General features: G+C 71.3%; 21 protein-coding genes. 8 read left to right on the plus strand and 13 right to left on the minus strand.

Annotation, left to right across the window (positions count from 1 at the left end; genetic code table 11):
* The coding region (locus tag U4E84_RS03400) for a hypothetical protein (RefSeq protein WP_322530694.1) at nucleotides 1-391 on the plus strand (391 nt) is incomplete at its 5' end.
* A 40-nt stretch (nucleotides 392-431) separates the two neighbouring features.
* Here U4E84_RS03400 and U4E84_RS03405 read toward each other — a convergent pair.
* The 3 genes from U4E84_RS03405 to U4E84_RS03415 all read right to left on the minus strand — a co-directional run bounded on the left by U4E84_RS03405 (nucleotide 432) and on the right by U4E84_RS03415 (nucleotide 4081).
* Nucleotides 432-2282: an acyl-CoA carboxylase subunit beta gene (locus U4E84_RS03405; RefSeq protein WP_322530695.1), complete on the minus strand. Its 1851-nt coding sequence runs from the start codon at nucleotides 2280-2282 to the stop codon at nucleotides 432-434.
* Nucleotides 2283-2357: 75 nt separating this feature from the next.
* Complete coding sequence (locus U4E84_RS03410) at nucleotides 2358-3278, minus strand: class 1 fructose-bisphosphatase (RefSeq protein WP_322530696.1); 921 nt, start codon at nucleotides 3276-3278, stop codon at nucleotides 2358-2360.
* The gene (locus tag U4E84_RS03415; RefSeq protein ID WP_322530697.1) at nucleotides 3278-4081 is read right to left on the minus strand and encodes an aldolase; all 804 of its coding nucleotides are present in this window, start codon (nucleotides 4079-4081) and stop codon (nucleotides 3278-3280) included. The genes U4E84_RS03410 and U4E84_RS03415 overlap by 1 nt, the downstream gene beginning before the upstream one ends.
* 233 nt (nucleotides 4082-4314) lie before the next feature.
* Here U4E84_RS03415 and U4E84_RS03420 point away from each other — a divergent pair, with 233 nt between their 5' ends.
* A complete protein-coding gene (locus U4E84_RS03420) occupies nucleotides 4315-5178 on the plus strand; it encodes a 3-hydroxyacyl-CoA dehydrogenase NAD-binding domain-containing protein (protein WP_322530698.1) in 864 nt (287 codons plus the stop codon).
* Nucleotides 5179-5201: 23 nt separating this feature from the next.
* On the opposite strand, the gene U4E84_RS03425 is transcribed toward U4E84_RS03420, so the two are convergent.
* From U4E84_RS03425 to U4E84_RS03440, 4 genes are all read right to left on the minus strand, one after another.
* Nucleotides 5202-5876: a phosphate ABC transporter permease gene (locus U4E84_RS03425; protein ID WP_322530699.1), complete on the minus strand. Its 675-nt coding sequence runs from the start codon at nucleotides 5874-5876 to the stop codon at nucleotides 5202-5204.
* Between the two features lie 66 nt (nucleotides 5877-5942).
* Nucleotides 5943-6221 (minus strand): zinc ribbon domain-containing protein, encoded by a 279-nt coding sequence (locus U4E84_RS03430; protein ID WP_322530700.1) that lies wholly within the window; start codon nucleotides 6219-6221, stop codon nucleotides 5943-5945.
* Between the two features lie 32 nt (nucleotides 6222-6253).
* Nucleotides 6254-7567, minus strand: a complete 1314-nt coding sequence (locus U4E84_RS03435; protein WP_322530701.1) for an MFS transporter — start codon at nucleotides 7565-7567, stop codon at nucleotides 6254-6256.
* A gap of 122 nt (nucleotides 7568-7689) precedes the next feature.
* Nucleotides 7690-9504: a PAS domain-containing protein gene (locus U4E84_RS03440; protein ID WP_322530702.1), complete on the minus strand. Its 1815-nt coding sequence runs from the start codon at nucleotides 9502-9504 to the stop codon at nucleotides 7690-7692.
* Nucleotides 9505-9650: 146 nt separating this feature from the next.
* Between U4E84_RS03440 and U4E84_RS03445 the strand changes: the two genes are divergently transcribed.
* From U4E84_RS03445 to U4E84_RS03455, 3 genes are all read left to right on the plus strand, one after another.
* On the plus strand, nucleotides 9651-11057 hold the full coding sequence (locus tag U4E84_RS03445; RefSeq protein WP_322530703.1) for a DNA polymerase IV: 1407 nt from the start codon (nucleotides 9651-9653) through the stop codon (nucleotides 11055-11057).
* A 73-nt stretch (nucleotides 11058-11130) separates the two neighbouring features.
* Complete coding sequence (locus U4E84_RS03450; RefSeq protein ID WP_322530704.1) at nucleotides 11131-11676, plus strand: NUDIX hydrolase; 546 nt, start codon at nucleotides 11131-11133, stop codon at nucleotides 11674-11676.
* 91 nt (nucleotides 11677-11767) lie between these two features.
* Complete coding sequence (locus U4E84_RS03455; RefSeq protein ID WP_322530705.1) at nucleotides 11768-12697, plus strand: lysostaphin resistance A-like protein; 930 nt, start codon at nucleotides 11768-11770, stop codon at nucleotides 12695-12697.
* Between the two features lie 41 nt (nucleotides 12698-12738).
* Here the strand turns inward: U4E84_RS03455 and U4E84_RS03460 are convergent, their stop codons facing one another.
* The 4 genes from U4E84_RS03460 to U4E84_RS03475 all read right to left on the minus strand — a co-directional run bounded on the left by U4E84_RS03460 (nucleotide 12739) and on the right by U4E84_RS03475 (nucleotide 14144).
* A complete protein-coding gene (locus U4E84_RS03460) occupies nucleotides 12739-12939 on the minus strand; it encodes a dodecin (RefSeq protein WP_322530706.1) in 201 nt (66 codons plus the stop codon).
* 63 nt (nucleotides 12940-13002) lie between these two features.
* On the minus strand, nucleotides 13003-13341 hold the full coding sequence (locus U4E84_RS03465) for a hypothetical protein (RefSeq protein ID WP_322530707.1): 339 nt from the start codon (nucleotides 13339-13341) through the stop codon (nucleotides 13003-13005).
* Nucleotides 13342-13451: 110 nt separating this feature from the next.
* Nucleotides 13452-13697, minus strand: coding sequence for a DUF5816 domain-containing protein (locus U4E84_RS03470; RefSeq protein WP_322530708.1), 246 nt, complete (start codon nucleotides 13695-13697; stop codon nucleotides 13452-13454).
* Nucleotides 13698-13778: 81 nt separating this feature from the next.
* On the minus strand, nucleotides 13779-14144 hold the full coding sequence (locus tag U4E84_RS03475; protein ID WP_322530709.1) for an iron-sulfur cluster assembly accessory protein: 366 nt from the start codon (nucleotides 14142-14144) through the stop codon (nucleotides 13779-13781).
* A gap of 147 nt (nucleotides 14145-14291) precedes the next feature.
* On the opposite strand from U4E84_RS03475, the gene U4E84_RS03480 reads away from it, so the two are divergent.
* Nucleotides 14292-16661: a glycoside hydrolase family 32 protein gene (locus U4E84_RS03480; RefSeq protein WP_322530710.1), complete on the plus strand. Its 2370-nt coding sequence runs from the start codon at nucleotides 14292-14294 to the stop codon at nucleotides 16659-16661.
* 4 nt (nucleotides 16662-16665) lie between these two features.
* Here U4E84_RS03480 and U4E84_RS03485 read toward each other — a convergent pair whose 3' ends face one another.
* The gene (locus U4E84_RS03485; RefSeq protein WP_322530711.1) at nucleotides 16666-18051 is read right to left on the minus strand and encodes a glycoside hydrolase family 68 protein; all 1386 of its coding nucleotides are present in this window, start codon (nucleotides 18049-18051) and stop codon (nucleotides 16666-16668) included.
* 124 nt (nucleotides 18052-18175) lie between these two features.
* On the opposite strand from U4E84_RS03485, the gene U4E84_RS03490 reads away from it, so the two are divergent.
* Nucleotides 18176-18307 (plus strand): hypothetical protein, encoded by a 132-nt coding sequence (locus tag U4E84_RS03490; protein ID WP_322530712.1) that lies wholly within the window; start codon nucleotides 18176-18178, stop codon nucleotides 18305-18307.
* Nucleotides 18304-19383, plus strand: coding sequence for a TrmB family transcriptional regulator (locus tag U4E84_RS03495; RefSeq protein WP_322530713.1), 1080 nt, complete (start codon nucleotides 18304-18306; stop codon nucleotides 19381-19383). Before U4E84_RS03490 ends, U4E84_RS03495 begins: the two co-directional genes overlap by 4 nt.
* Nucleotides 19384-19535: 152 nt before the next feature.
* On the opposite strand, the gene U4E84_RS03500 is transcribed toward U4E84_RS03495, so the two are convergent.
* Nucleotides 19536-20663: an ABC transporter ATP-binding protein gene (locus tag U4E84_RS03500; RefSeq protein ID WP_322530714.1), complete on the minus strand. Its 1128-nt coding sequence runs from the start codon at nucleotides 20661-20663 to the stop codon at nucleotides 19536-19538.
* Nucleotide 20664 lies beyond the last annotated feature (1 nt).

Raw genomic sequence — 20664 nt, forward strand, 5'->3', positions numbered from 1 at the left:
GGTCGCGGTCCTGCCGGTGTTCGCCGCCGCGGTGGTCGGCGCGACCGTCGGCCAGTCGGTCGTCTTCGCCGCCGTCCGTCGGTTCGACGTGGACCCCACGTCGCTCCCCCTCGTTCCGGTCGGCGACGACGCGATCGACGGCGCCGGCCGCTGGTTCGACCGGTGGGGGCTCCCCGCGGTGGCGGCCTCGAACGCGGTCCCCGGCACGCGCGGCTGGCTCGCCCTCCCCACCGCCAACGCCTCGTCCGTCTCCGCGCCGCGGTTCGCCGCCGCGTCGATGGTCGGATCCGCCGCGTACGTCGGCGCGCTGCTGGCGGTCGGCGTCGCGGTCGCGCTCGGATTCGGGAGCGCGACCGACCTCCTCGGCGCCGAGTGGGTCGCGGCGCTGTAACGGCGCGGTCGACAGCGCGCCCGCACGCCCGTGCGTCTCGTCAGATGACCGTCCCGTGCTTCTTGTCCGGCAGGTCCTTCGTCACGTCCTCGTAGAACGCGAAGCGGGCGGCGAGCTCCTCGCGGAGCGTCGACGGGGGGACGATCTCGTCGATGACGACTTCGCTGGCCATCCGATGGATGTCGATGTCCTCGCGGTACTCCTCGCGCAGCCGCGCCTCGGTCTCGGCGCGCTCTTCGGGGTCGTCGATCGCGGCGAGCTTCCGGGCGTACACGGCGTTTATCGCGGCCTCGGGCCCCATGATCCCTATCTCGCCGGAGGGGAGCCCGATCACGCTCTCGGGGTCGTAGGCCGGGCCGCCCATCGCGTAGATGCCCGCGCCGTACGCCTTCCGGACGACGACGGTCTGTTTCGGCACCGTCGCGGAGGAGGTGGCGTAGATCATCTTCTTGCCCTTCTCCAGTATCGCGTCCTTCTCCACCTGCGAGCCGGCCATGAAGCCGGGCGTGTCACAGAGGTACAGCAGGGGGACCTCGTAGGCGTCGCAGGTCCAGATGAACTCGGCCGCCTTCTCGGCCGCGTCCGGGAAGATGGCGCCCGACCGCTCCGTCGGCTGGTTGGCGACGACGCCGACGGGGCGGCCGTCGATCCGACAGAACGCCGTGAGTATCTCCGGACCGTACCCCTCCTTCAGCTCGAAGACCGACTCGGCGTCGGCGATCCGGTCGAGCAGGTCGCGGGCGTCGTACGCGCGGTTCGGCGACTCCGGGATGAGCTCGTCGATGCCGTCGGGCGAGTACTTGGGCGGCTTCGTCTCTCGCTTCGGGGGCTTCTCGCCCGCGCTGTCGGGGAGGTAGCCGATCAGGTCGGCGACGAGCTCCCGGGCGTGCTCCTCGTCGCGGGCGACGAGGTCGGCCGATCCGGACTCCTCGGCGTGGACGCGCGGGCCGCCGAGGTCCTCCATCTCGATCTCCTCGCCGGTGACCATCTTCACCATCCGCGGCGAGGCGATCGCCATCGCGGACATCCCCTCCACCATCACGGTGAAGTCGGCGAAGACGGGGGTGTAGGCGGCGCCGGCGATACAGGGGCCGTACAGCACGCAGATCTGCGGGACCGCGCCCGAGAGCATCGAGTGGTTGTAGTAGTACTTCCCGATCCCCTCGCGGTTGGCGAAGAAGCCGGTCTGCTGGTCGATCCGTCCGCCCGAGGAGTCCATCAGGTAGAGGACGGGCTTGCCCGTCTTCAGGGCGCGCTGTTGCATCCGGAGGAACTTCTCGACGCCCTTCGCCGCCATCGACCCCGCCTTCACGGTGAAGTCGTTGGCCATGAAGTGCACGTCGCGTCCCTCGAACTCGGCCGCCCCGGTGAGCAGACCGTCGGCTGGGAGGCGGTCGCCGCCGGCCTCGGTGCCCTCGTCGCCTCCGCTTTCCCCGTTTCTGTCGTCCTCGCCGTCCCCGCCGGCCCGTCCGGGCGCGTTCGGGTGCCAGTCGTCGAAGGCCGCGAACTTCCCGTCCTCGAAGTGGATCCCGGCGGGGTCGCTCTCGGTCGCGCTCGCGTCGCCGGCGCCACCGGTTCCGCCCTCCCCGCCGAACCAGAGGTCGAGCCGGTCGCGGACGAACAGCTTCCCCCGCTCGGGCAGTCGCTCGCGGTACTTCTCCGGACCGCCCTCCAGGATGTCGTCGATCTCCGCCCGGAGGTCGCGCTCTCGGTCAGTGGGTCCGCGGTCGTCGTCGAGGGGGTACGCCGTCTCCGGCGGCTCGGCGCTCGCGGCCGGCGCGTCGCTCCCGCCGACGTGGACGTCGACGTCGACGCCGAGGTGCTCCGCGAGCGACTTCGCGATCGCCTCGGCCTCCTCCGGCGTCGCCGCCGCGCCGACGTGGACTTTCATGGACGCAAGATTTGCGGTAGATCCTAAACAGTTTTCCATGCGGGTTCGACCGGCGCCGGACGAGACGCGGCGGGGTCACGCCAGCGCCGCCTGCAGCCGCTCGACCAGCTCCTCGTTGCCGACGTAGAGGGGCACGCGGTCGTGGACGCCCTCGGGTTTGACGTCGAGGATGTCGATCTCGCCGTCGGTCGCGGCGCCGCCCGCGCGCTCGACGATGTAGGCGATCGGGTTCGCCTCGAAGGAGAGCCGGAGCTTCCCCTCGGGCGTGCCGACGAGCGCGGGGTACGCGAAGATCCCGCCGTAGGTGAGCACCTGGTTCACGTCGCCGACCATGGCGCCGCCGTACCGGAGCTTCAGCTCGTCTTCGATCTCGCGGGCGTAGGCCGTGAAGTCGTCCGGCCAGTCGGGGACGCGTCCGCCGAATCCGTAGACGAGGGGGTCCGGTGGGAGCCGCAGGTCGTCCTCGACGACCGAGCGGGAGACGCCGCCGTCGTCACCCGCGGTCTCGCGCTCCACCACCTCCTCGCGGACGCCCGACGCGTCGGCGACGACCATCGTCGTGATGGGGCCGTAGAGGACGTAGCCGGCGGCGACCAGGTCGCGTCCGGTGGCGGGCAGGGGGGCGTCGTACACCCCGACCACGGTGCCCATCGCGTTGTTCGACCGGAGGTTCGAGGAGCCGTCGAGGGGGTCGATCGCGACCGCGTAGGCGCCCTCGCCGACCGCGCCGCCGGCGTCGACGGCGGCCTCGCGCTCCTCGCTGACGAACGAGCCGACGCCGTCGACCGCGGTGATCGCCTCGGCGAGCAGCTCGTCGGCGTACAGGTCGCCGGCCATGACGCGCTCGCCGGACGGATTGCCCGTCCCGCTCTCGACGCGGCGACCGGGGAGCGCGGCCCGGATCTCGGGGGCGGTGGCCGCGACCGCGTCGAAGACGGCCTCGACGGTCGGGTCGGCGCGGTCGCCGCTGTCCGCGACGGGAGTTGGGTCGGTCATCAGTCGTCGCTCTCGGCGACGGCGAGCGCCTCCGCGGGGTCGGCCTCCTCGAAGACCACGGCCTCCAGCGCGTCGAGGATGCGCTCGGGGTCGTCGCGTTGGAAGACGTTCCGCCCGACGGCAAGCCCGGTCGCCCCCGCGTCGATCGCGTCCGAGACGTTCCGGAGGAACGCCTTGTCGTCGCGCATCGTGCCGCCGGACATCACGACCTTCGTGGGGCCGGCCATCCTGACGGCCTCGCCCATCGCCTCGGCGGAGCCGGGGTACTTCACCTTCACCACGTCGGCGCCGAGCTCCAACCCGAGTCGGGCCGCGTAGGAGATGGTGTCCGGGCTCGTGTCGTTCTTGACGCCCTGTCCGCGCGGGTACGACCACATGACGACGCCCATGTCGTGTTCGCGGGCGCCCTCCTGTGCGCGCCGGAACTCCTCGGCCATCTCGACCTCGTGGTTCGACCCGCCGTAGAGGGTGAACCCGATCGCGTCGGCGCCGAGCCCGGCCGCGTACTCGGCGGTGCAATTGACCGGACTGTCGGGCTCTCCCATCCAGAGGTTCGAGGTGCCGTTCAGCTTCAACAGGAGGTTCACGTCCTCCTCGTAGTCGGGGTAGTACGCCTCGGCGACCCCCTTCTGTACGGCGAGCGCGGTGACCGCGTCGTGGCTGGCGAGCTCGAACAGCCGCTCCGGGTCCGCGGTCGCCGGGTTCGGGTCGAAGTCGACCGGGCCGTGTTCGAGCCCGTGGTCGTACGCGAGGATGAGCGACTTGCCGTCCCGCGAGATAGCGTCGTCGGCGTGAGGAAGCATCGGTTCATACTCCCGTTACATCAGTAAAAAACACTGCGGTCGTTTCGATGGACGTAAAGAAACGAATTCGGCGCTCTCCGCGCCGCTCACTCACCTCTGCGACGAATCTCTACTCGTTAAAATAACTACTCAAATAGTTAATTATCAGGCGTTCGTAACGAACGCCGTCGGAGCGCGTCGCCGCCGACCCCGAAGCCGCAATACTTACCAGCCGCGACGCGGCAGCGATTCCCATGCGGGAGCTATCCGATATCGACGTCGTCGGCGTGGTGGGGGCCGGCACGATGGGCAACGGGATCGCGCAGGTCGCCGCGACCGCGGGCTACGAGGTCGTGATGCGCGACGTCGAGGACGAGTACGTCGAGCGCGGGCTCGACAGCGTCGCGAACAGCCTCGACCGGCTGGCGTCGAAGGGCGCCCTCGACGAGGAGCCTGCGGCGATCCGCGGCCGGATCGCGGGCACGACCGACCTCGAGGACCTCGCGGCCGCGGACGTCGTCGTCGAGGCCGCGGTCGAAGACATGGACGTGAAACGCGAGATATTCGCCGATCTCGACGAGGTGACGGACGACGACGTCGTCCTCGCTACCAACACCTCGACGCTGTCGATCACGACCGTCGCGAGCGCCACGGACCGCGCGGGCGACGTGGTCGGCCTCCACTTCATGAACCCGGTCCCGATCATGGACGGCGTGGAGGTCGTCGTCGGGGAACACACCGCGGCGGCGGTGGTCGAGTTCGCGCACGCCTTCGCCGCGGACTTGGGCAAGGAGACGTGGGAGTCCGACGACAAGCCCGGCTTCGTCACCAACCGGATCCTGATGCCGTGGATCAACGAGGGCGTCCGCGCCTTCGACGAGGGCGTCGCCGACAAGGCCGACATCGACCGCGGGATGACGCTCGGGACGAACGTTCCGATGGGGCCGCTCGAACTCGCCGACCACATCGGGCTCGACGTGGTCCTCGACGCCAGCGAGACGCTCCACGCCGAGCTCGGCGACCGGTACACGCCGGCGTACCTGATCAAGCGCAAGGTGGCGGCCGGCGACCTCGGGAAGAAGACGGGGCGCGGGTTCTACGAGTACGGGGACGAGTAGGACGAGCGCGAGGCCGGCCCGGCTCAGGCGCCCTTCGCGTTCCGGTCGTCGTTCGCGGTCCACCGCCGCGCGCCGGGCAGGAGCCCGACCAGCCTCGTCACGTAGCCGAATCGGAACAGCCCGATCTGCGAGAGCGCGCCGAGGACGAAGACGGCGAGGAACGCCGGGGCGCTGACGTCGAACAGGAGCGGCTCGACCGACGGCCCGGCGGCGGCCGCGTTCAGCGTCGCCGGGGTGAGAGACCGCGAGGCGAACGCCGCGCCGAGAAACGCCGTCGAGACGACCAGCGTCGTCCGGCTCAGGACGAAGCCGAACAGCGCGCCGACCGCGACGCCGGCGAGCGTCGCGCCGACCAGCAGGAGCGTCCCCTCGATCCCGGCCGCGTCGGCCGCGTAGAGCGGTCCGACCGCGAACCGGCCGGCGAAGCCGCCGACCAGCCCGCCGATGGCGACGACGGCGAAGGAGAGGCCGGCGTACGCGAGGAAGCCGCCGACCGCGGCGCCGAGGGCTACCGCCGTGCCGGTGAGCACCAGCCCGTCGACCGCGACCACCCCGGCGAGGTTGGGCGCGGCGAGGTAGCCGGCCCCGCCCCCGACGAGCACCCCGGTCAGCGTGACGGCGTAGACGGAGACCGCGGCGCCGACGAACGCGAGGAGCAGTCCCGCGCCGACGAGGCCCGCGTCGAGTACGGTGAACATACCGCCGACTTCTCGTCGGTGATATTTAAAATCCGCTGGACCGGTCGGGGACGGAGACGAGGGGTCTCACCGCGCTCGCCGCCCCGCCTGCCGGTCGACGTGGCGTGTGTACCCGCCGACGGCGAGGCCGAAGCCGACGACGAGCAGCAGGAAACCGAGCAGCCGGCTCGTCCCGATCGTCAGCATCGCGAGGAGCAGGCCGAAGGCGAACGCGAAGACGCCGCCGACGATCACTCCGACGTCGACGAGCGGCGACGGCTGGACCGCCTCGCAGTGGGGACAGAGCCGGGCGTCGCTGGGGATCGGCTCCCGGCAGTCGACGCAGTGGACGCGGTCGCGCGACACGACCTGCCGTTCGGGCGCCGGTCATATATACGTCAGTCCGCCGCGACCGCCCCGGCGTCGTCGCTCGCGCCGAGCGTCTCCTCGACCTGCGTGACGACCGCCGCGAACGCGACGACCGCGAGCGCCGCGCCGACCGCGAAAGGGACGACGAACCCGAAGCCGACGAGCCAGCCGGACGCGAGGGGTCCGAGCGCGATTCCGAAGCCGAACCCCATCGTGAGCACCGACAGCGTCGTGCCGGACTCGCCCTCCCGAGCGAGGTCGCCGGCGAGCGCGAGCGAGGGCGCGAAGACGCACGCGACCGCGACCCCCTGCGCCAGCCGGACGATCGTCATCGCGATCGGGTCGGTGACGATCCCCTGCAGCAGCGTCGTCGGCACGAGGAGCACGAACCCGGCGAGCAGGAACGGGCGTCGACCGATCCGGTCGCTGGCCTGCCCCACGGGCACCTGCAGGAGCACGTTCGCGATCGTCACCGCGGCGAACTGGAGCCCGAACCACACCGGCGCCTGGTCGAGCCGGACGTTCACCTGGTTCTGGAGCGTCGCGAACAGCGCGATACACAGCCCCATCGCGACCGTCGCCAGGCCGAGCGCGAACACGGGGTCGAGCAGGCGGTCCTCGCCGCGCACGCGGACCGAGAGGTCGTCGCTCGCCTCGCTGGACTCGGCGGCGTCCCGGACCAGGAGGAAGACGAGGGCGAAGCTGAGGTACGCCCCGCCGCAGGCGGCGGCGAACGCCGCGTCGAATCCGTTGACGACGGGGAGCCCGATCGGCGAGAGGTCGTACGGCCCGGCCTCGACGACGGCGCCGGCCAGCACCGGTCCGAAGCCGAAACCGATCAGCCGGAAGGTGTTGTACACGCCGAAGTTGCCGCCGCGGTCGGTGTCGGCCGACGCGTACTCGTTGACCAGCGCGACCGTCGCGGGGATGATGAGCGCCGCGCCGAGCCCCTGTATCGCCCGCAGGACGACCAGCTGCCAGTAGGCGCCCGCGACCGTGTAGAGCCCGCTCGCGGTGCCCAGAAGGAGGATCCCGACCAGCACGAACGGCCGACGGACGCCGGTCCGGTCCGAGAGCCGTCCGGTCACCGGCTGCGAGAGGCTGTTGAGGAAGCCGAAAAGCGAGAGCACGAGGCCGATGAGCAGCGGCTCGGTCACCGTGACGGACGCCGCGCCGACGCCGACCTCGGTCCCGAGGAGCGCGCCGACGTCGATCAGGTCGCTCGCGATGTACAGCGGCAGCACGACGATGAGGAAGGAGTTGCCGGCCGCCCCGACCATCCGGGCGAGCGCGAGCACGATGACTCGCCGATCGGTGTCGACGACGCCGGAGCGCAGTCCCATCTCTCTCCGCTTCGGTCGGGGTCACAAAGGCGTTTGCGAACGGCGGGAGTCGATCCGGTTCTCGGCGGCGACGCACGCTCCCGCCGCGGCGGACCGCTCTCCGACCCGAAACGCGACGCCGGCTACGAGGGGCGTCGGACGCCGCGGATCTCGAACCGCGCGCCGCCGTCGTCGGCGTCGACCGCCTCGACGGTCCACCCGTGGGCGGTGGCGATCTCCTGGACGATCGCCAGCCCGAAACCGGTGTTGCCGGCGACCCCACTCTCACCGGGCTCGAAGAGGGCACCGCGAACGGACTCGGGGATCCCGGGCCCGTCGTCTTCGACGTAGAAGCCGTCCTCGAGGTCGCCGACGCGGATCCGCACCCCGTCGCCGGCGTGTTCGACCGCGTCGGGCTCCGCCCGACTGCCAGTCGAGCCGTGCTCGACGCTGTTGCGGACGAGGTTCTCGAACAGGTTGCGGAGCCGGTCCGGGTCGGCCAGCACCTCGCCGTCGGCCTCGTTCGACAGCGACGCCGAGCCGGTGTCGACCGTCTCCCAGCTGTCGGCGGCCACCTCCGCGAGCGCGACCGGCTCCGGATCGCCGACCGTCTCCCCCTCGCGGGCGAGCGTGAGGGTGTGCTCGACGATCGACTCTATCCGGTCGAGCGCGTCGACCGCGGCGTCGAGATGCGACGGGTCGTCGGTCGCGTCTCGCGCCAGCTCGACGCGTCCCTGCGCGACGTTGAGCGGGTTCCGGAGGTCGTGCGAGACGATGCCCGCGAAGGCGTCGAGCCGCTCGTTCTGCCGTTTGAGCGCCGCCTCGCGCTCCTTGAACGCCGTGATGTCCTCCTGGAAGCCGACCCACTCGGAGACCGACCCCTCGCCGTCGCGGATCGGCGCGACGCTGACGCGGTTCCAGAACGGCGTGCCGTCCTTCCGGTAGTTCAACAGCTCGACGCTCGCCGGCTCCCAGGCGTCGATCGCCTCGCGGAGCCGGGCGACCGGCTCCTCGTCGGTGTCCTCCCCCTGCAGGAACCGGCAGTTGACGCCCACCGCGTCCTCGCGGTCGTAGCCGGTCATCTCGACGAACCGGTCGTTGACGTACACCATCGGGTTGTCCGGGAGGTCCGGGTCGGTGATCGCGATGCCGACCGGGGCCTCGTCGAGCGCCCGGTTCTTCGTCTCCAGCTCCTCGCGGCGCTCGCGCTCGTCGGAGACGTCTCGGAGGATGCCGACGCTCCCCTCGAACGACTCGCCCTCGTACGGGAGCGCGGCCATGTGGTCCCGGCAGGAGATCGGCTCGCCCTCCTTCGGGGCGATGTCGACCGAGAAGCGCTCCACGTCGGGGCCGGAGCTCGAGAGGACACGTCCGAGCCGGCCCTCGGCCTCCGCGACGGCGTCGTCGTCCTTGATGAGCCCCGGCGTGCTGCCGACAATCTCCTCGCGGTCGTAGCCGGTCAGCTCCGTGAACGGCTCGTTGACGAACCGGAAGACGCCGGTCTCGTCGACGACGTAGACCGGGTAGCCGAGCGCGTCGATGACCGTCGAGTAGCGGTCGGCGATCTCGCGGGTCCGGTGCTCCGCGACCGCCTGCTCGACCCGGTTCGAGAGCCGCCGGAGCTGCTCGGGACCTCCCTTCTGGAAGTAGCCGGTGACGCCCGCGTTGAGCGCCCGGCTGGCGATCTCCTCCGATCCCTTCCCGGTGTAGAGGACGAACGGGAGCCGAGGGTGCTCCGTGCGGATCGCCTCGAAGAGCTCCAGCCCGTCCGTGCCGGGCATCTCGTAGTCGCTGACGACGCAGTCGAACTCCCCGTCGTCGAGCCGGTCGAGCGCGGCCGACGGCTCCGCGACGCTCGTCACCGCGACGGACTCCAGCTCGCGTTCGAGGTACGCCTCCGTGAGGTCCAGCACGGACGGATCGTCGTCGACGTGTAACACGTCGATCCGTTCGGACATGGCACGGGCTTCGGACGCTCCCGGTAAACGAATGTCGACTCACATGTCAGTTATGAGGACGCCGGTATGCCGCCAGGGTCGCCGCCCGTTCCACTACCGCCGCGCGTGGCTGATTCTTAAGGCGGCGCGGCGCGGAGCCTTCGGCGATGGTGGGCGGAACGCTCCCCGGGACGGCGACCGACGAGGCGGACGGGAGCGACCGCGTCGTGTTCCACGTGGACATGGACTGCTTTTACGCCTCCTGCGAGCGCCTCCGTCGGCCCGAACTCGCGGGCGAGCCCGTGGTCGTCGGGATGGGGTACGAGGACGGGGAGTCGATCGGCGCGGTCGCGACCGCGAGCTACGAGGCCCGCGCGTTCGGCGTCGAGAGCGCGATGCCGATATCGGAGGCGCTCGACCTGCTCCCCCGACGGACCGACGCCGACCCCGACGACCCGAACGCGCCCGACCCCGAGGAGACGGGCCGGTACCTGCCCGTCGACCTCGACTGGTACAAGGAGGTCGCGAGCGACGTGAAGGCCGTCCTCCGCGACTGCGCCGACACGCTCCGCGAGGTGAGCATCGACGAGGCGTACCTCGACGTCACCGACCGGACCGCGTGGGACGTCGCCGAGGGGGAGAGCGCCGCGGCCGGCCCCGCCGAGGCGCGGACCCTCGCGGAGGGGTACGCTCGGCACGTCAAACAGCGCATCGAGCGCGAGGCCGGGGTGCCGGCGAGCGTCGGCGTGGCGCCGAACATGTCGACCGCGAAGGTCGCCAGCGACGCCGACAAGCCCGACGGGCTCGTGGTCGTCCCGCCCGGCTCGGTCGAGTCGTTCCTCGCGCCGCTGTCGACCGCCGAGATCCACGGGGTCGGTCCGGTGACGGAGCGGACGCTCGCCGAGATGGGGGTCGAGATCGCCGCCGACCTCGCCGCCGCCGACCCCGACCGCCTCGCCGACGAGCTGGGCGAGCGCGGCCCCGAACTCCGTCGGCGCGCGCGGGGCGACGACGACCGCGAGGTGACCCCGACCGGACTCCCCAAGAGCCTCTCGCGGGAGTCGTCGCTGCCGCCGACCGCCGACCGGGAGACGAAGCGGGAGACCGTGGCGGCGCTCTCGGCCGACGTGGCCCGCCGCGCCCGCGAGCGCGGGTGTCTGTACCGAACCATCGGGATCAAGGCGGTCGAGCCCCCCTACGACGTCAACACCCGCGCCCGGAGCCTCCCGGGGCCCGTGGACGACCCGGAGCTCGTCGAGGAGGTGGCGCTCGACCTCCTCGACGAGTTCGCCGAGGACCGGGTCCGCAAGCTCGGCGTTCGGGTCTCCAAGCTCGACTTCGCCGAGAGCGACCAGACGACGCTCGGCGGGTTCGAGTCGAGCGACGGGGCGGTGAGCGACCGCGCCGGCTCGTCGGGTTCCCGGGCGACCACCGCGGACGGCGACGGCGGTAAGCTCACCGACTGGGTCGGCGGCGAGCCGACCGCCCGGGACGGAGGCGAGTCCGACGCGGAGCGGAACGCCGCCGACCGCCGGACCGACGACGGTCAGGCGTCGCTCGGCGACTGGTCGTGAGGGACGGGGATCGGCGCCGCGGGGGCGGCGTCCGAGTGAGGGGATTTAGGTTCCCGAGCGCCGACCCGGAGGCATGGACGACCTCTCGTGGGAGACGCTCGACACCGACATCGACTACCGCTGTCCCGGCTTCGACGTGCGCCGGGACGAGGTGCGCTTCCCGGACGGGGAGACGGACGGGTTCCACTACGTCGAGGAGCCGCCCGCGGTCGTGGTACTCCCGTTCACGCCGGCGGGCGACGTGGTCGTCATCGACGAGTGGCGACAGGCGGTGGGACGCGTCAACCACGGGCTCCCCGCGGGATCGGTGGAGCCGGAGGACGCGGACGACCTCGAGCGCGCCGCCGCCCGCGAGCTCGCCGAGGAGACGGGGTACGAGGCCGACTCCTTCGAGCGACTGACGACGGTGGAGCCGACGAACGGGATCGCGAACTCGGTCCATCACCACCTCCTCGCGACGGGCTGCGAGCCGACGGCCGAGCGCGACCTCGACCACAACGAGTCGATCGCGGTCGAGACGGTCCCGTACGACGACCTGCTCGCGGCCGTCGTCGACGACGGGCTCCGAGACGGCCGGGCCGTGACCGCCGTGCTGTGGTACGAGCTGCTGTACCGGTGACACGGCGGTCGTCGCGCCGACGAGATCTGACCGCCCACGCCGAAGGCGAGACACGAACAGCCCTATTATGGGTCGGCTCGTAGACGGGACGATGTCAGACCCCGCTAGCGACGACGCGAACCGACCGGGCCGCGTGTCCTCCGACGGCGGCGAGCCGAGCGACGGCTCGACCGCGACGGCCGGGACCGACGACCCGCCGTCGACCGCCGCCGCGACCGACGACGCAACGACGGCCGACGGTTCGGACGGCCGAAGCGTCGCCGTGGCCGTCGCCACGGCCCTGCTCTTGGGGCTTCTCGGCCCGGCGATAGCGATCCTCAGCGGGGGCGTGGTGCTCGGCGTCAACGCCCTGACCGGGGGACTCCCGCTCGCCGCGGCCCTCGCGCTCACGCTCGTGTTGGGGCAGTACGTCGCGTTCGGCGGGCTGGCGGTCGTCTATCTCACGTGGCGGGGGTTCGACCGGGCCGGGATCGTCTCGTACCTCGGCGTGCGGCGCCCGAGCCTGAGGGACCTCGGCCTGATCCTCGGCAGCTGGGTGCTGATCCTGATCACGATCATGGTCGTCTCGGTCGTGATCCAGCTGCTGGGGACCGAGGCGGCCTCGAACCAGAGCGCGGAGCTCGCGATGCAGAACCCCGCGGTCATCCCGCTCCTCGTCGCGGCGTCGTTCCTCGTGATCGCCCCCTCCGAGGAGATCCTGTACCGCGGCGTCGTGCAGGGGCGGCTCCGGGAGACGCTGCCGGCGGCGCCCGCAATCGTCATCGCCTCGGCCATCTTCGCGTTCGTCCACGTGATGGCGCTGACCGGCGGCGCGTCCGCGCGGCTCACCACCGTTTCCATCCTCTTCCTCCCCAGTCTCGTCTTCGGCGCGGTGTACGAGTACACCGAGAACCTCGTCGTCCCGATCCTTCTCCACGGGCTCCACAACGCCGTCATCTTCACGCTGCTGTACGTCTCCATCGCGTACGCCGACGAGATTCAGCGGGCCGCGGAGGGGGGCGCGACGCTGCTGCCCCTGTAAAGCGGGTCGCGATTCCCCCGCGACGGTTCCCGGTCGGCGCCTCAGTCGGACAGCTCGAACGCGACCTCGACCTCGGCCTGATACTCCCGGTCGGCCGCGCTCTGTAGCTCGACGCCGAACTCCCGTACCTCCGCCCAGTAGACGTTCTCCAGCGTGTCCTCGGCGCGGTCGATCGCGTCGTCGGCGGCCGCGTCGAAGCTCTCCTCGCTCGTCCCGATCAGCGTGATCTTCTTGAACACCATGTCACGTGTCAGTTCGACGCACGCTACCATAAAAGATGGCGGTGGAGTCGACGCGAACCGCCGTCAGGGACTGCCCGGCGCGCCTTCCATCACGGCGAAGTCCGAGCCGTCGGCCTCGATGCCGATGACCGCCCAGTCGTACGGGGGCTTCCTGGAGACGAGGCGGTCGCGCAGGTCGCCCGCGCGGTCGCGCCACGTGACGAAACAGCGGAGCCGCGGGGTGTCGCCGCCGTCCGCGAGATACGGGTCCAGATCGTCGTCCTCCATACACAACACCGTCACGAGCACGCGTCGCCACTTCCGCTCTGCGACGAACTCCTGTCCGCCCTCGGAGACGGTGTATCCGAGTTCACGAAAGACGTCTCTGGCCTCCGTCGTCGGTGGGATGCTCGCAGTGGCCATCTGTATCGACGTTCGCCGGCTTCCGTGATAAAGTTTCTCACGATTCTGTAAGACCGGCCATTCGTGGGGTCACGCGGCCGTTCGCTCGCAGTGTCCTCGCGCGAGTCCGATCACTCGTGTGCCGCGTCCCACTCGTCGGGCTTCCGGAGGTTGCCGCACGCCGTACACTGGATCCGACCCATGGTGTCCATCGCGGTGTCGAACGACCCGCAGTTGCCGCAGCGGAACCCCCATCGGGTCGATCCGTCGGCGTCGGCGAAGACGACGTAGAAGGGGCCCTCGGCTCCGCGCTCGACCATCGTCCGGTCGGTGTACACCCGCTCGCCGTCGGTCGTCGTCGACGCGTCGAGACTCATGCGCGCCACTACCGGTCGGAGGCGGTTAAAAACGTGCGTCGCCGGCGACGTGGGGAGGGTCGGGGCGACCGGCGCGTCGCCCTAGGTCCGGAACGACTCGCCGCAGCCGCACTCGGAGACGACGTTCGGGTTCTCGACCTCGAAGCCGGCCGCCTGCAGGCCGCGCTCGTAGTCGAGCCTGCTCCCGCCGATGTAGTTCCGGCTCGCGGGGTCGACGAACACCCGCAGCCCGTGGTGCTCGACGACCAGATCGTCCTCTTCCGGCTCCGTGTCGAACCGCATCCCGTACGACAGGCCCGCACAGCCGCCCTGCTGGACGAACAATCGGAGTCCGGCCTCCTCCGTGTCGAGGCCCTCACCCTCTAGCAGGGCGAGCGCCTCCTCCGCGGCGTCGGGGGTCACCTCGATCGCCGGGTCGCTCCCCGTCTCGACCGTTTCGGTGCTCATGCGAACCAGTTCCCGTCGCAGGATAAAAACCCTGCCGGCGGATCGCCCTCCGCCGTGGCCGCCGACGGTTACGTTCCCGGCCGGTCGTTCGATCGTCGCCGGCGGTCGGACGACACGGTTTTGACTCGGTACCGAGTGAGCACGCGTATGACGGAATCGCCGTTCCGCGTCGGCGTGCTCGCCGCGGGGGACCTCTCCGACGAACAGCGCGCCGCGGTCGACTGGCTCGACGCCCTCGACGGGGTCGCCGCGGAGGTCGTCCCCTTCGCCGCTCTCGAGGCGGCGCTGTCGAACGGAACCGACGGGTCGGCCGCTCCCCGCGCGAACGGGTCCGGCGTGGCCGCCCCGAGCGACCCCTCCGGATCCGGCGGGGTCGCCGCTGCCGCGGACAACAGCGAACCGCTGGCCGGGTCGTACCCCGGTCCCGGCGTCGGCGACAGCGACGCGCCAGTCCGGCGGTTCGACGTCCTCTGGTGGCACCGGGCGGCGCCGCGTCCCGACGCGGACCCCCTCGGCGACGCGGCGGCCGCGATCGACGCCTTCCTCGCCGACGGCGGCGGGCTCCTCCTGACGCTCCGCGCGATGGCCTCGGTCGACCGGCTCTCGGTCGAGTCGGTTGCTCCCGACCGCGTCGGCGAGGAGGCGCTCGCCGAGCCGACCGGCGTCCTGTGGCGGTCGACGTACGCCGACCACCCGGCGCTGGCGTCGCTGGAGGGGCTCCGTCACCCGCTCCGCGCCCGCGGCGCGGTCCCGGCGGTCCGCTACGAGCGGGTCCTCCCCGAGCGCGGCGAGGTGCTCGCCTCGACCGTCCGCGGCGACGCGGACGTCCCCGACGAGATGACCGCGGTCTCGTGGACCGTCGGCGACGGCGCGGTCCTCGGGCTCGGCGCGCCGGTGCTGTTCGGCGCCCCGCCCGCGGCGGACGACGAACCGACGGCCGACGCGCTCGCAGCGACCCGCGACCGGCTCGTCGCCGGGTGCCTTCGGAGCCTGGCGGTCGACGGGGGGACGCCCGGACGACCGACCGACGCGGGCGACGTGCGCCGCCTCCGCGACCGCGTCGCTGCCGCCGGCGAGGACGGCCCCGGCGGGCGACCGAAGTACCACCTCACGCCGCCGGCGAACTGGCTGAACGACCCCAACGGACTGATCCGGTGGAACGGCCGGTACCACGTCTTCTACCAGTACAACCCCGCCGGGCCGTTCCACAACACCATCCACTGGGGACACGCCGTCAGCGACGACCTGGTGACGTGGCGCGACGAGCCGGTCGCGCTCTCGCCGTCGCCCGACGGTCCCGACCGCGACGGCTGCTGGTCGGGCTGTGCCGTCGACGACGACGGCACCCCGACGCTGCTGTACACCGGCGGCAACGGCCGGGACCAGCTCCCCTGTCTCGCGACGACCGACGACCCCGGACTCCGGACGTGGGAGAAGTACGAGGGGAACCCCGTGATCGAGGCGCCGCCGGCCGACCTCGACGTCCTCGAGACCGACCACTGGCGCGCCGAGTTCCGCGACCACAACGTCTGGCGGGAGGACGGCCGCTGGCACCACCTCGTCGGCACCGGGCTCGCCGACGGCGGCGGTGCCGCCCTCCTGTACACCGGCGAGACGCTCACGGAGTGGACCTACGAGGGCCCCCTGCTCGCGGGCGGCCCCGACGCCGGCGCGGTGTGGGAGTGCCCCGAGCTGCTGGACCTGGGCGACCGCCGGCTCCTCCACGTCTCCGACTACGAGGACGTGGTCTACTTCCTCGGCGACGTCGAGGACGGGGAGTTCGTCGTCGAGTCCGAGGGGGTACTCGACCACGGCGACTTCTACGCGCCGCAGTCGCTGACGGACGCGGCCGGGGGAGGAAACGGCGGCGGCGACGAGGGGAACCGAACGCTCACGTGGGGGTGGCTGCCCGAGGCCCGTGACGTCGAGGCGCAGTGGGACGCCGGCTGGTCCGGCGCGCTCTCGCTCCCGCGCGTCATCGAGACCGGTCCCGACGGCGGGCTCCGGCAGCGCCCCGCCGACGAGGTGACCGAGCTCCGAACCGACCGGCTCGCCGCCGACGAGACGGTCGAACTCGCGGCGGGCGACCGACGACGGCTCGACGTCGCGGGCGCGGCGATCGAGCTCCAGGCGGAGATCGCGCTGGACGACGCCGAGGCGGTCGAGCTGTCGGTGTTCGAGACGCCCGACCGCGCCGAGCGCACGCCGGTTCGCTACGAGCGGGACGGCACGCTGACCGTCGACCGCGCGCCGTCGAGCGGGGACGGCCGCGCGTTCGCCGACGCGCAGTCGATGTCGGTGCCGCCGTACGACGAGCCAATCTCGCTGCGCGTCTTCCTCGACCGCTCCGTGGTCGAGATCTACGCGAACGACCGCCGCTGCCTGACGAGCCGAGCGTACCCGACCCGCGAGGACGCGGTCGGGATCTCGGTCGCCGCCGAGGGCGGACGCGCGTCGATCTCGTCGCTGTCGGCGTGGGAGATGGGCGAGGCGATGCCGACCGACGGCTCGGACTGACAGGTCAGTTCGCGTCGTCGCCGTCGTCGGTCGCGTCCATTCCGCCGCTCGCGCCGCCGAGGAACGCCGCGTACTCACCGACGCCGCCGCCCTCGCGGATCTCGCCGGGTAGTTCGTCGCCGCCCGGGAGGCCCGACCCGTCGGCGGGCGGGAGCGGCTCGTCCGGAGTCGGGATCCGCCACGCGCCGAGGGTCCCGAGCAGCCGGGTGCGGTCGCCGTCGACCGCTAGCCGAAGCGTCGGCGCGAGGGTCCCGCCGAAGCGGTCGCGCTGGTCGGCCTCCGGGAGGTCCGCGATCGCGTCCAGCGAGTCGCCGTCGAAGTCGTAGTAGTTGAGGAAGCTCTGGACCAGCACCTCCTCGTCGTGTGCGAACGCCATCCACGAGTACGCCTGGAACGGCGCGTCCGGCGGGTTCGTGGCGACGAGCCCGGAGCCGTTCAGGGGCCGGTACCCCCCCTCGAAGGCGTCAGCGACGAAGCCGTACAGGGCGTCGGGTCCCGTCACGCCCGGCGCGAACGTGTGGACGTGACTGCAGACGAACAGGTAGTAGCGCCCGTCGCGGACGACGACGTGCGGGCGCTCCAGCTCCTGGTTCACCTCCACCGCGTCGAGCAGCGGCGGCCGGAGCTCCCACGACAGCGGGTCGCCGGACTCCGAGACGGCGACGCCGACGCAGCCGTTGAACTCCCGTCGATGGGTCGTCTCCGCGTCGTCGCCCGGGCGCTCGGGCGCGGGTGCGTTCGCCTCGAACAGGAGGTACGTCACGCCCGTCGCCGGGTCCTCGAAGAACCACGGGTCGCGGAACGTGTAGATCATCCCCCGCGACTCGTCCTCCGTCTCGTACCACTCGCCGTCGGGCCTCAGCAGGGTCTCGTGGGTCCAGGGGCCCGCCAGCTCGACGCCGTCGGCCGACGCGGTCACCGTCCCGCCGTGCGCGACCGCGATCCGCTGGGTGTACGTCATCTCGTCCGCCGTCTCGTCGCCGGCGGCGGTGTAGTAGAGGTAGCAGTCGCCGCCGTCGTACAGCGCGGAGCCGGCCCACTGCCGCTGACCGAGCGCGCCGCCGTCGAAGACGGGCCCCGCGTCGTGCCACGTCTCTCCGTCTCCCGAGTAGAAACACCGGATCTCGGCCACGTCGTGTCGCTTCCCCGGGAGCAGGTCGGCGGGGGCCGTCAGCGAGAAGGCGAGGCGCCACCCGTTCACGTCGGCGATCTCGCCGTGGCGGTCGCGGAGCAGCCACGTGTCCCAGACGTGGAGGTCCGGAAACGGATCGACGGTCGGCGGGCCGGCCGACGGCGCGACGTTCCCGTGGCGGCGCCCGATCGACGCGGCCTGCTCTCTGGTCCATCGCGACCGGGAGGCCCCGCCGTCGCTCCCCGACGTCTCGTGCATACGCTCCCTCCACGACGAACCGAATAAAGCCTTTTCAGTCGGAACGGTCGAGCGCGGCTCCGCCGGAGGCCGGCGCTCGGTCGCGGAAATAAAACGTTTTATCACGGCCGTGGTAGTCTAGTTCATGGTAGAACGACGCATCGCCTGGGGCTGCCGAATCCGTGACCCCGACGAAGGAGTGATTCCGGTCCGGGTCGCCGTCGATCGCGTGGGGGCGATCGCCACGGACCGACGTCGAAACGGGGACGGAGGATGAACGTGGATCGCACCGAACTCACCGAAACGCTGGAGGACGCGGGGCTCTCGCCGTACCAGGCCGACGCCTACGTGACCGTCTTGGAGCTCGGCGCGGCGCCGGTCACCCGCGTCGCCGACGCCAGCGGCGTCCCGGACCCGCGGATCTACGACGTGTTGCGCGACTTAGAGAGCGCCGGCTACATCGAGACGTACGAGCAGGAGTCGCTGTACGCCCGCGCGAACAGCCTCGACGCGATCATCGAGGACCTTCGAACGCGAGCGAGTCGCTTCACCGCGGCGACCGAGGAGATCGAGCGACGCTGGAACGAGCCCTCCGTCGAGCAGTCGACCGTCAGCATCGTCACGCGGTTCGAGACGGTGATCAAGAACGCCGACGAGTTCATCCGCAACGCCGAGACGCAGGTGAACGTCTCGCTCGGCGTCGAGCACTTCGAGCGGCTGCGCCCGGCGCTGCGGGACGCGACCGACCGCGGCGTGCGCGTCAACCTCTCGATCCACACGCCGAACGGGGACACGGCGGACCTGCCGCCCGCCGAGGACCTCGCCGACGTCTGTTCGGAAGCCCGGCATCGCCGGCTTCCGTCCCCGTTCGTGGCCATCGTCGACCGGACGAAGACCTGCTTCGCGCCCCACGCGGGGTCGACGAACGAGTACGGCGTCCTCGTCGACGACCGCACCCACACGTACGTGTTCCACTGGTACTTCCTCACGACACAGTGGGACACGTGGGAGACGATCTACACGGCCCTCGACGACGAGCCGCCGATCGATTACATCGACATCCGGTACTGCATCCGCGACGTGGCGCCGCTCCTCCGCGACGGCGCGACGGTCCGGGTCCGGATCGAGGGCGCCGACACCGAGAGCGGCGTCGACCGCGTCGTTGAGGGCGTCCTCTCCGACGTCGTGGTCACCGGCGACGACGAGGCGGTCGGCGCGGACACCGTCGCCAGCTACGGCGGCCGGGTCGGGCTCGTCGTCGACACCGAGGACGGCCCCGTCGAGGTCGGCGGGTGGGGCGCGATGGTCGAGGCCGTCGAGGCCCACCGGATCACGGTCGTCGGCGTCGACTGACCTCACGGAAGCGACGCTCGTCGCCATCGCAGACTCCGAAGCGACGCTCGTCGAAGCGCGTCGGTCGGAGGAGGGGACGGGGGGAACGAGAGGATCGAATCGCTCGCGAGAGCGGGCGGCGCGACGCTTACTCTAGCGCGTGACCGCGTCGCTCACTCCAGCGAGTGAGTGATCGCGTCGCCGCTCGCCCGGTCGAACAGGTGGACGTTCTCGCGGTCCATCACGATCTGTACGTCGTCGCCCTCCTCGACGTCGGTGTCCGGCGTGAGGTTGATGAGCAGCTGCCCCTCGCCGCGTCCCTCGGCGCTCGCCTCGACGTCGCGGTCGAACAGCAGGTAGGCGTTCACCTCCTTGCCCATCGGCTCGATGACGTCGACGACCGCGTCGAACGCCTTCGTCGGCGAGTCCGCCTTCCGGGAGTTCCGCTCCAAGAAGACGTCCTCCGGGCGAACCCCGGCCGTGATATCCTGTCCCGGCGTGACTCCGTGGGCCTCCGGATCGAAGTCGATCTGCGTGTACTCGGACTCGAACCCGCCGTCGACGGCCTCCCCTTCGATGAAGTTCATCGCGGGCGACCCGATGAAGCCGGCGACGAACCGGTTCTTCGGCTCGTTGTAACACTCGAGCGGCGGCGCCAGCTGCTGGAGCACGCCGCCGTTGATGACGGCGATGCGATCGGACATCGTCATCGCCTGCGCCTGGTCGTGGGTGACGTAGATGATCGTCGTGTCCAGCTCCCGGTGGAGCCGCTGGAGCTGGGTGCGCATGTGGACCCGCAGCTCCGCGTCGAGGTTCGCCAGCGGCTCGTCCATCAGGAACGCGTCCGGGTTGCGGACGATGGCGCGCGCGATGGCGACGCGCTGGCGCTGCCCGCCGGACATCTCCTTTGGCATCCGGTCCATCATCCCCTCGAGCTGGACGATGTCGGCCGCCTCCTCGACGCGCCGATCGACCTCCTCCTGCTCGTACTTCCGGAGCCGGAGCCCGAAGGAGATGTTGTCGTACACGTCCATGTGCGGGAACAGCGCGATGTTCTGGAACACCATGGAGATCCCCCGGTCCTTCGGCGGGAGGTCGGTGACGTCGCGCCCGCCGATGCTCACCGTCCCCTCCGTGGGGAGCGTGAGCCCGGCGATCGTCTCCATCGTGGTCGACTTCCCGCAGCCGGAGGGACCGACGAAGGTGACGAACTCGCCATCTTCGATCTCCAGGCTCAGGTCGTCGACTGCCGTTACGTCCTCGTACCGCTTCGTGACTCCCTCTAGTTTGACTGATGCCATT

This window comes from Halorubrum sp. AD140 (assembly GCF_034497445.1).
Taxonomy (GTDB): domain Archaea; phylum Halobacteriota; class Halobacteria; order Halobacteriales; family Haloferacaceae; genus Halorubrum.

Excerpts from the sequence above, each read along its gene's own strand:
- U4E84_RS03405 (WP_322530695.1), bottom strand. The coding sequence starts at position 2,282 with ATGAAAGTCCACGTCGGCGCGGCGGCGACGCCGGAGGAGGCCGAGGCG.
- U4E84_RS03410 (WP_322530696.1), bottom strand. The coding sequence starts at position 3,278 with ATGACCGACCCAACTCCCGTCGCGGACAGCGGCGACCGCGCCGACCCG.
- U4E84_RS03415 (WP_322530697.1), bottom strand. The coding sequence starts at position 4,081 with ATGCTTCCTCACGCCGACGACGCTATCTCGCGGGACGGCAAGTCGCTC.
- U4E84_RS03420 (WP_322530698.1), top strand. The coding sequence starts at position 4,315 with ATGCGGGAGCTATCCGATATCGACGTCGTCGGCGTGGTGGGGGCCGGC.
- U4E84_RS03425 (WP_322530699.1), bottom strand. The coding sequence starts at position 5,876 with ATGTTCACCGTACTCGACGCGGGCCTCGTCGGCGCGGGACTGCTCCTC.
- U4E84_RS03435 (WP_322530701.1), bottom strand. The coding sequence starts at position 7,567 with ATGGGACTGCGCTCCGGCGTCGTCGACACCGATCGGCGAGTCATCGTG.
- U4E84_RS03440 (WP_322530702.1), bottom strand. The coding sequence starts at position 9,504 with ATGTCCGAACGGATCGACGTGTTACACGTCGACGACGATCCGTCCGTG.
- U4E84_RS03445 (WP_322530703.1), top strand. The coding sequence starts at position 9,651 with ATGGTGGGCGGAACGCTCCCCGGGACGGCGACCGACGAGGCGGACGGG.
- U4E84_RS03450 (WP_322530704.1), top strand. The coding sequence starts at position 11,131 with ATGGACGACCTCTCGTGGGAGACGCTCGACACCGACATCGACTACCGC.
- U4E84_RS03455 (WP_322530705.1), top strand. The coding sequence starts at position 11,768 with ATGTCAGACCCCGCTAGCGACGACGCGAACCGACCGGGCCGCGTGTCC.
- U4E84_RS03460 (WP_322530706.1), bottom strand. The coding sequence starts at position 12,939 with ATGGTGTTCAAGAAGATCACGCTGATCGGGACGAGCGAGGAGAGCTTC.
- U4E84_RS03465 (WP_322530707.1), bottom strand. The coding sequence starts at position 13,341 with ATGGCCACTGCGAGCATCCCACCGACGACGGAGGCCAGAGACGTCTTT.
- U4E84_RS03470 (WP_322530708.1), bottom strand. The coding sequence starts at position 13,697 with ATGAGTCTCGACGCGTCGACGACGACCGACGGCGAGCGGGTGTACACC.
- U4E84_RS03475 (WP_322530709.1), bottom strand. The coding sequence starts at position 14,144 with ATGAGCACCGAAACGGTCGAGACGGGGAGCGACCCGGCGATCGAGGTG.
- U4E84_RS03480 (WP_322530710.1), top strand. The coding sequence starts at position 14,292 with ATGACGGAATCGCCGTTCCGCGTCGGCGTGCTCGCCGCGGGGGACCTC.
- U4E84_RS03485 (WP_322530711.1), bottom strand. The coding sequence starts at position 18,051 with ATGCACGAGACGTCGGGGAGCGACGGCGGGGCCTCCCGGTCGCGATGG.
- U4E84_RS03490 (WP_322530712.1), top strand. The coding sequence starts at position 18,176 with ATGGTAGAACGACGCATCGCCTGGGGCTGCCGAATCCGTGACCCCGAC.
- U4E84_RS03495 (WP_322530713.1), top strand. The coding sequence starts at position 18,304 with ATGAACGTGGATCGCACCGAACTCACCGAAACGCTGGAGGACGCGGGG.
- U4E84_RS03500 (WP_322530714.1), bottom strand. The coding sequence starts at position 20,663 with ATGGCATCAGTCAAACTAGAGGGAGTCACGAAGCGGTACGAGGACGTA.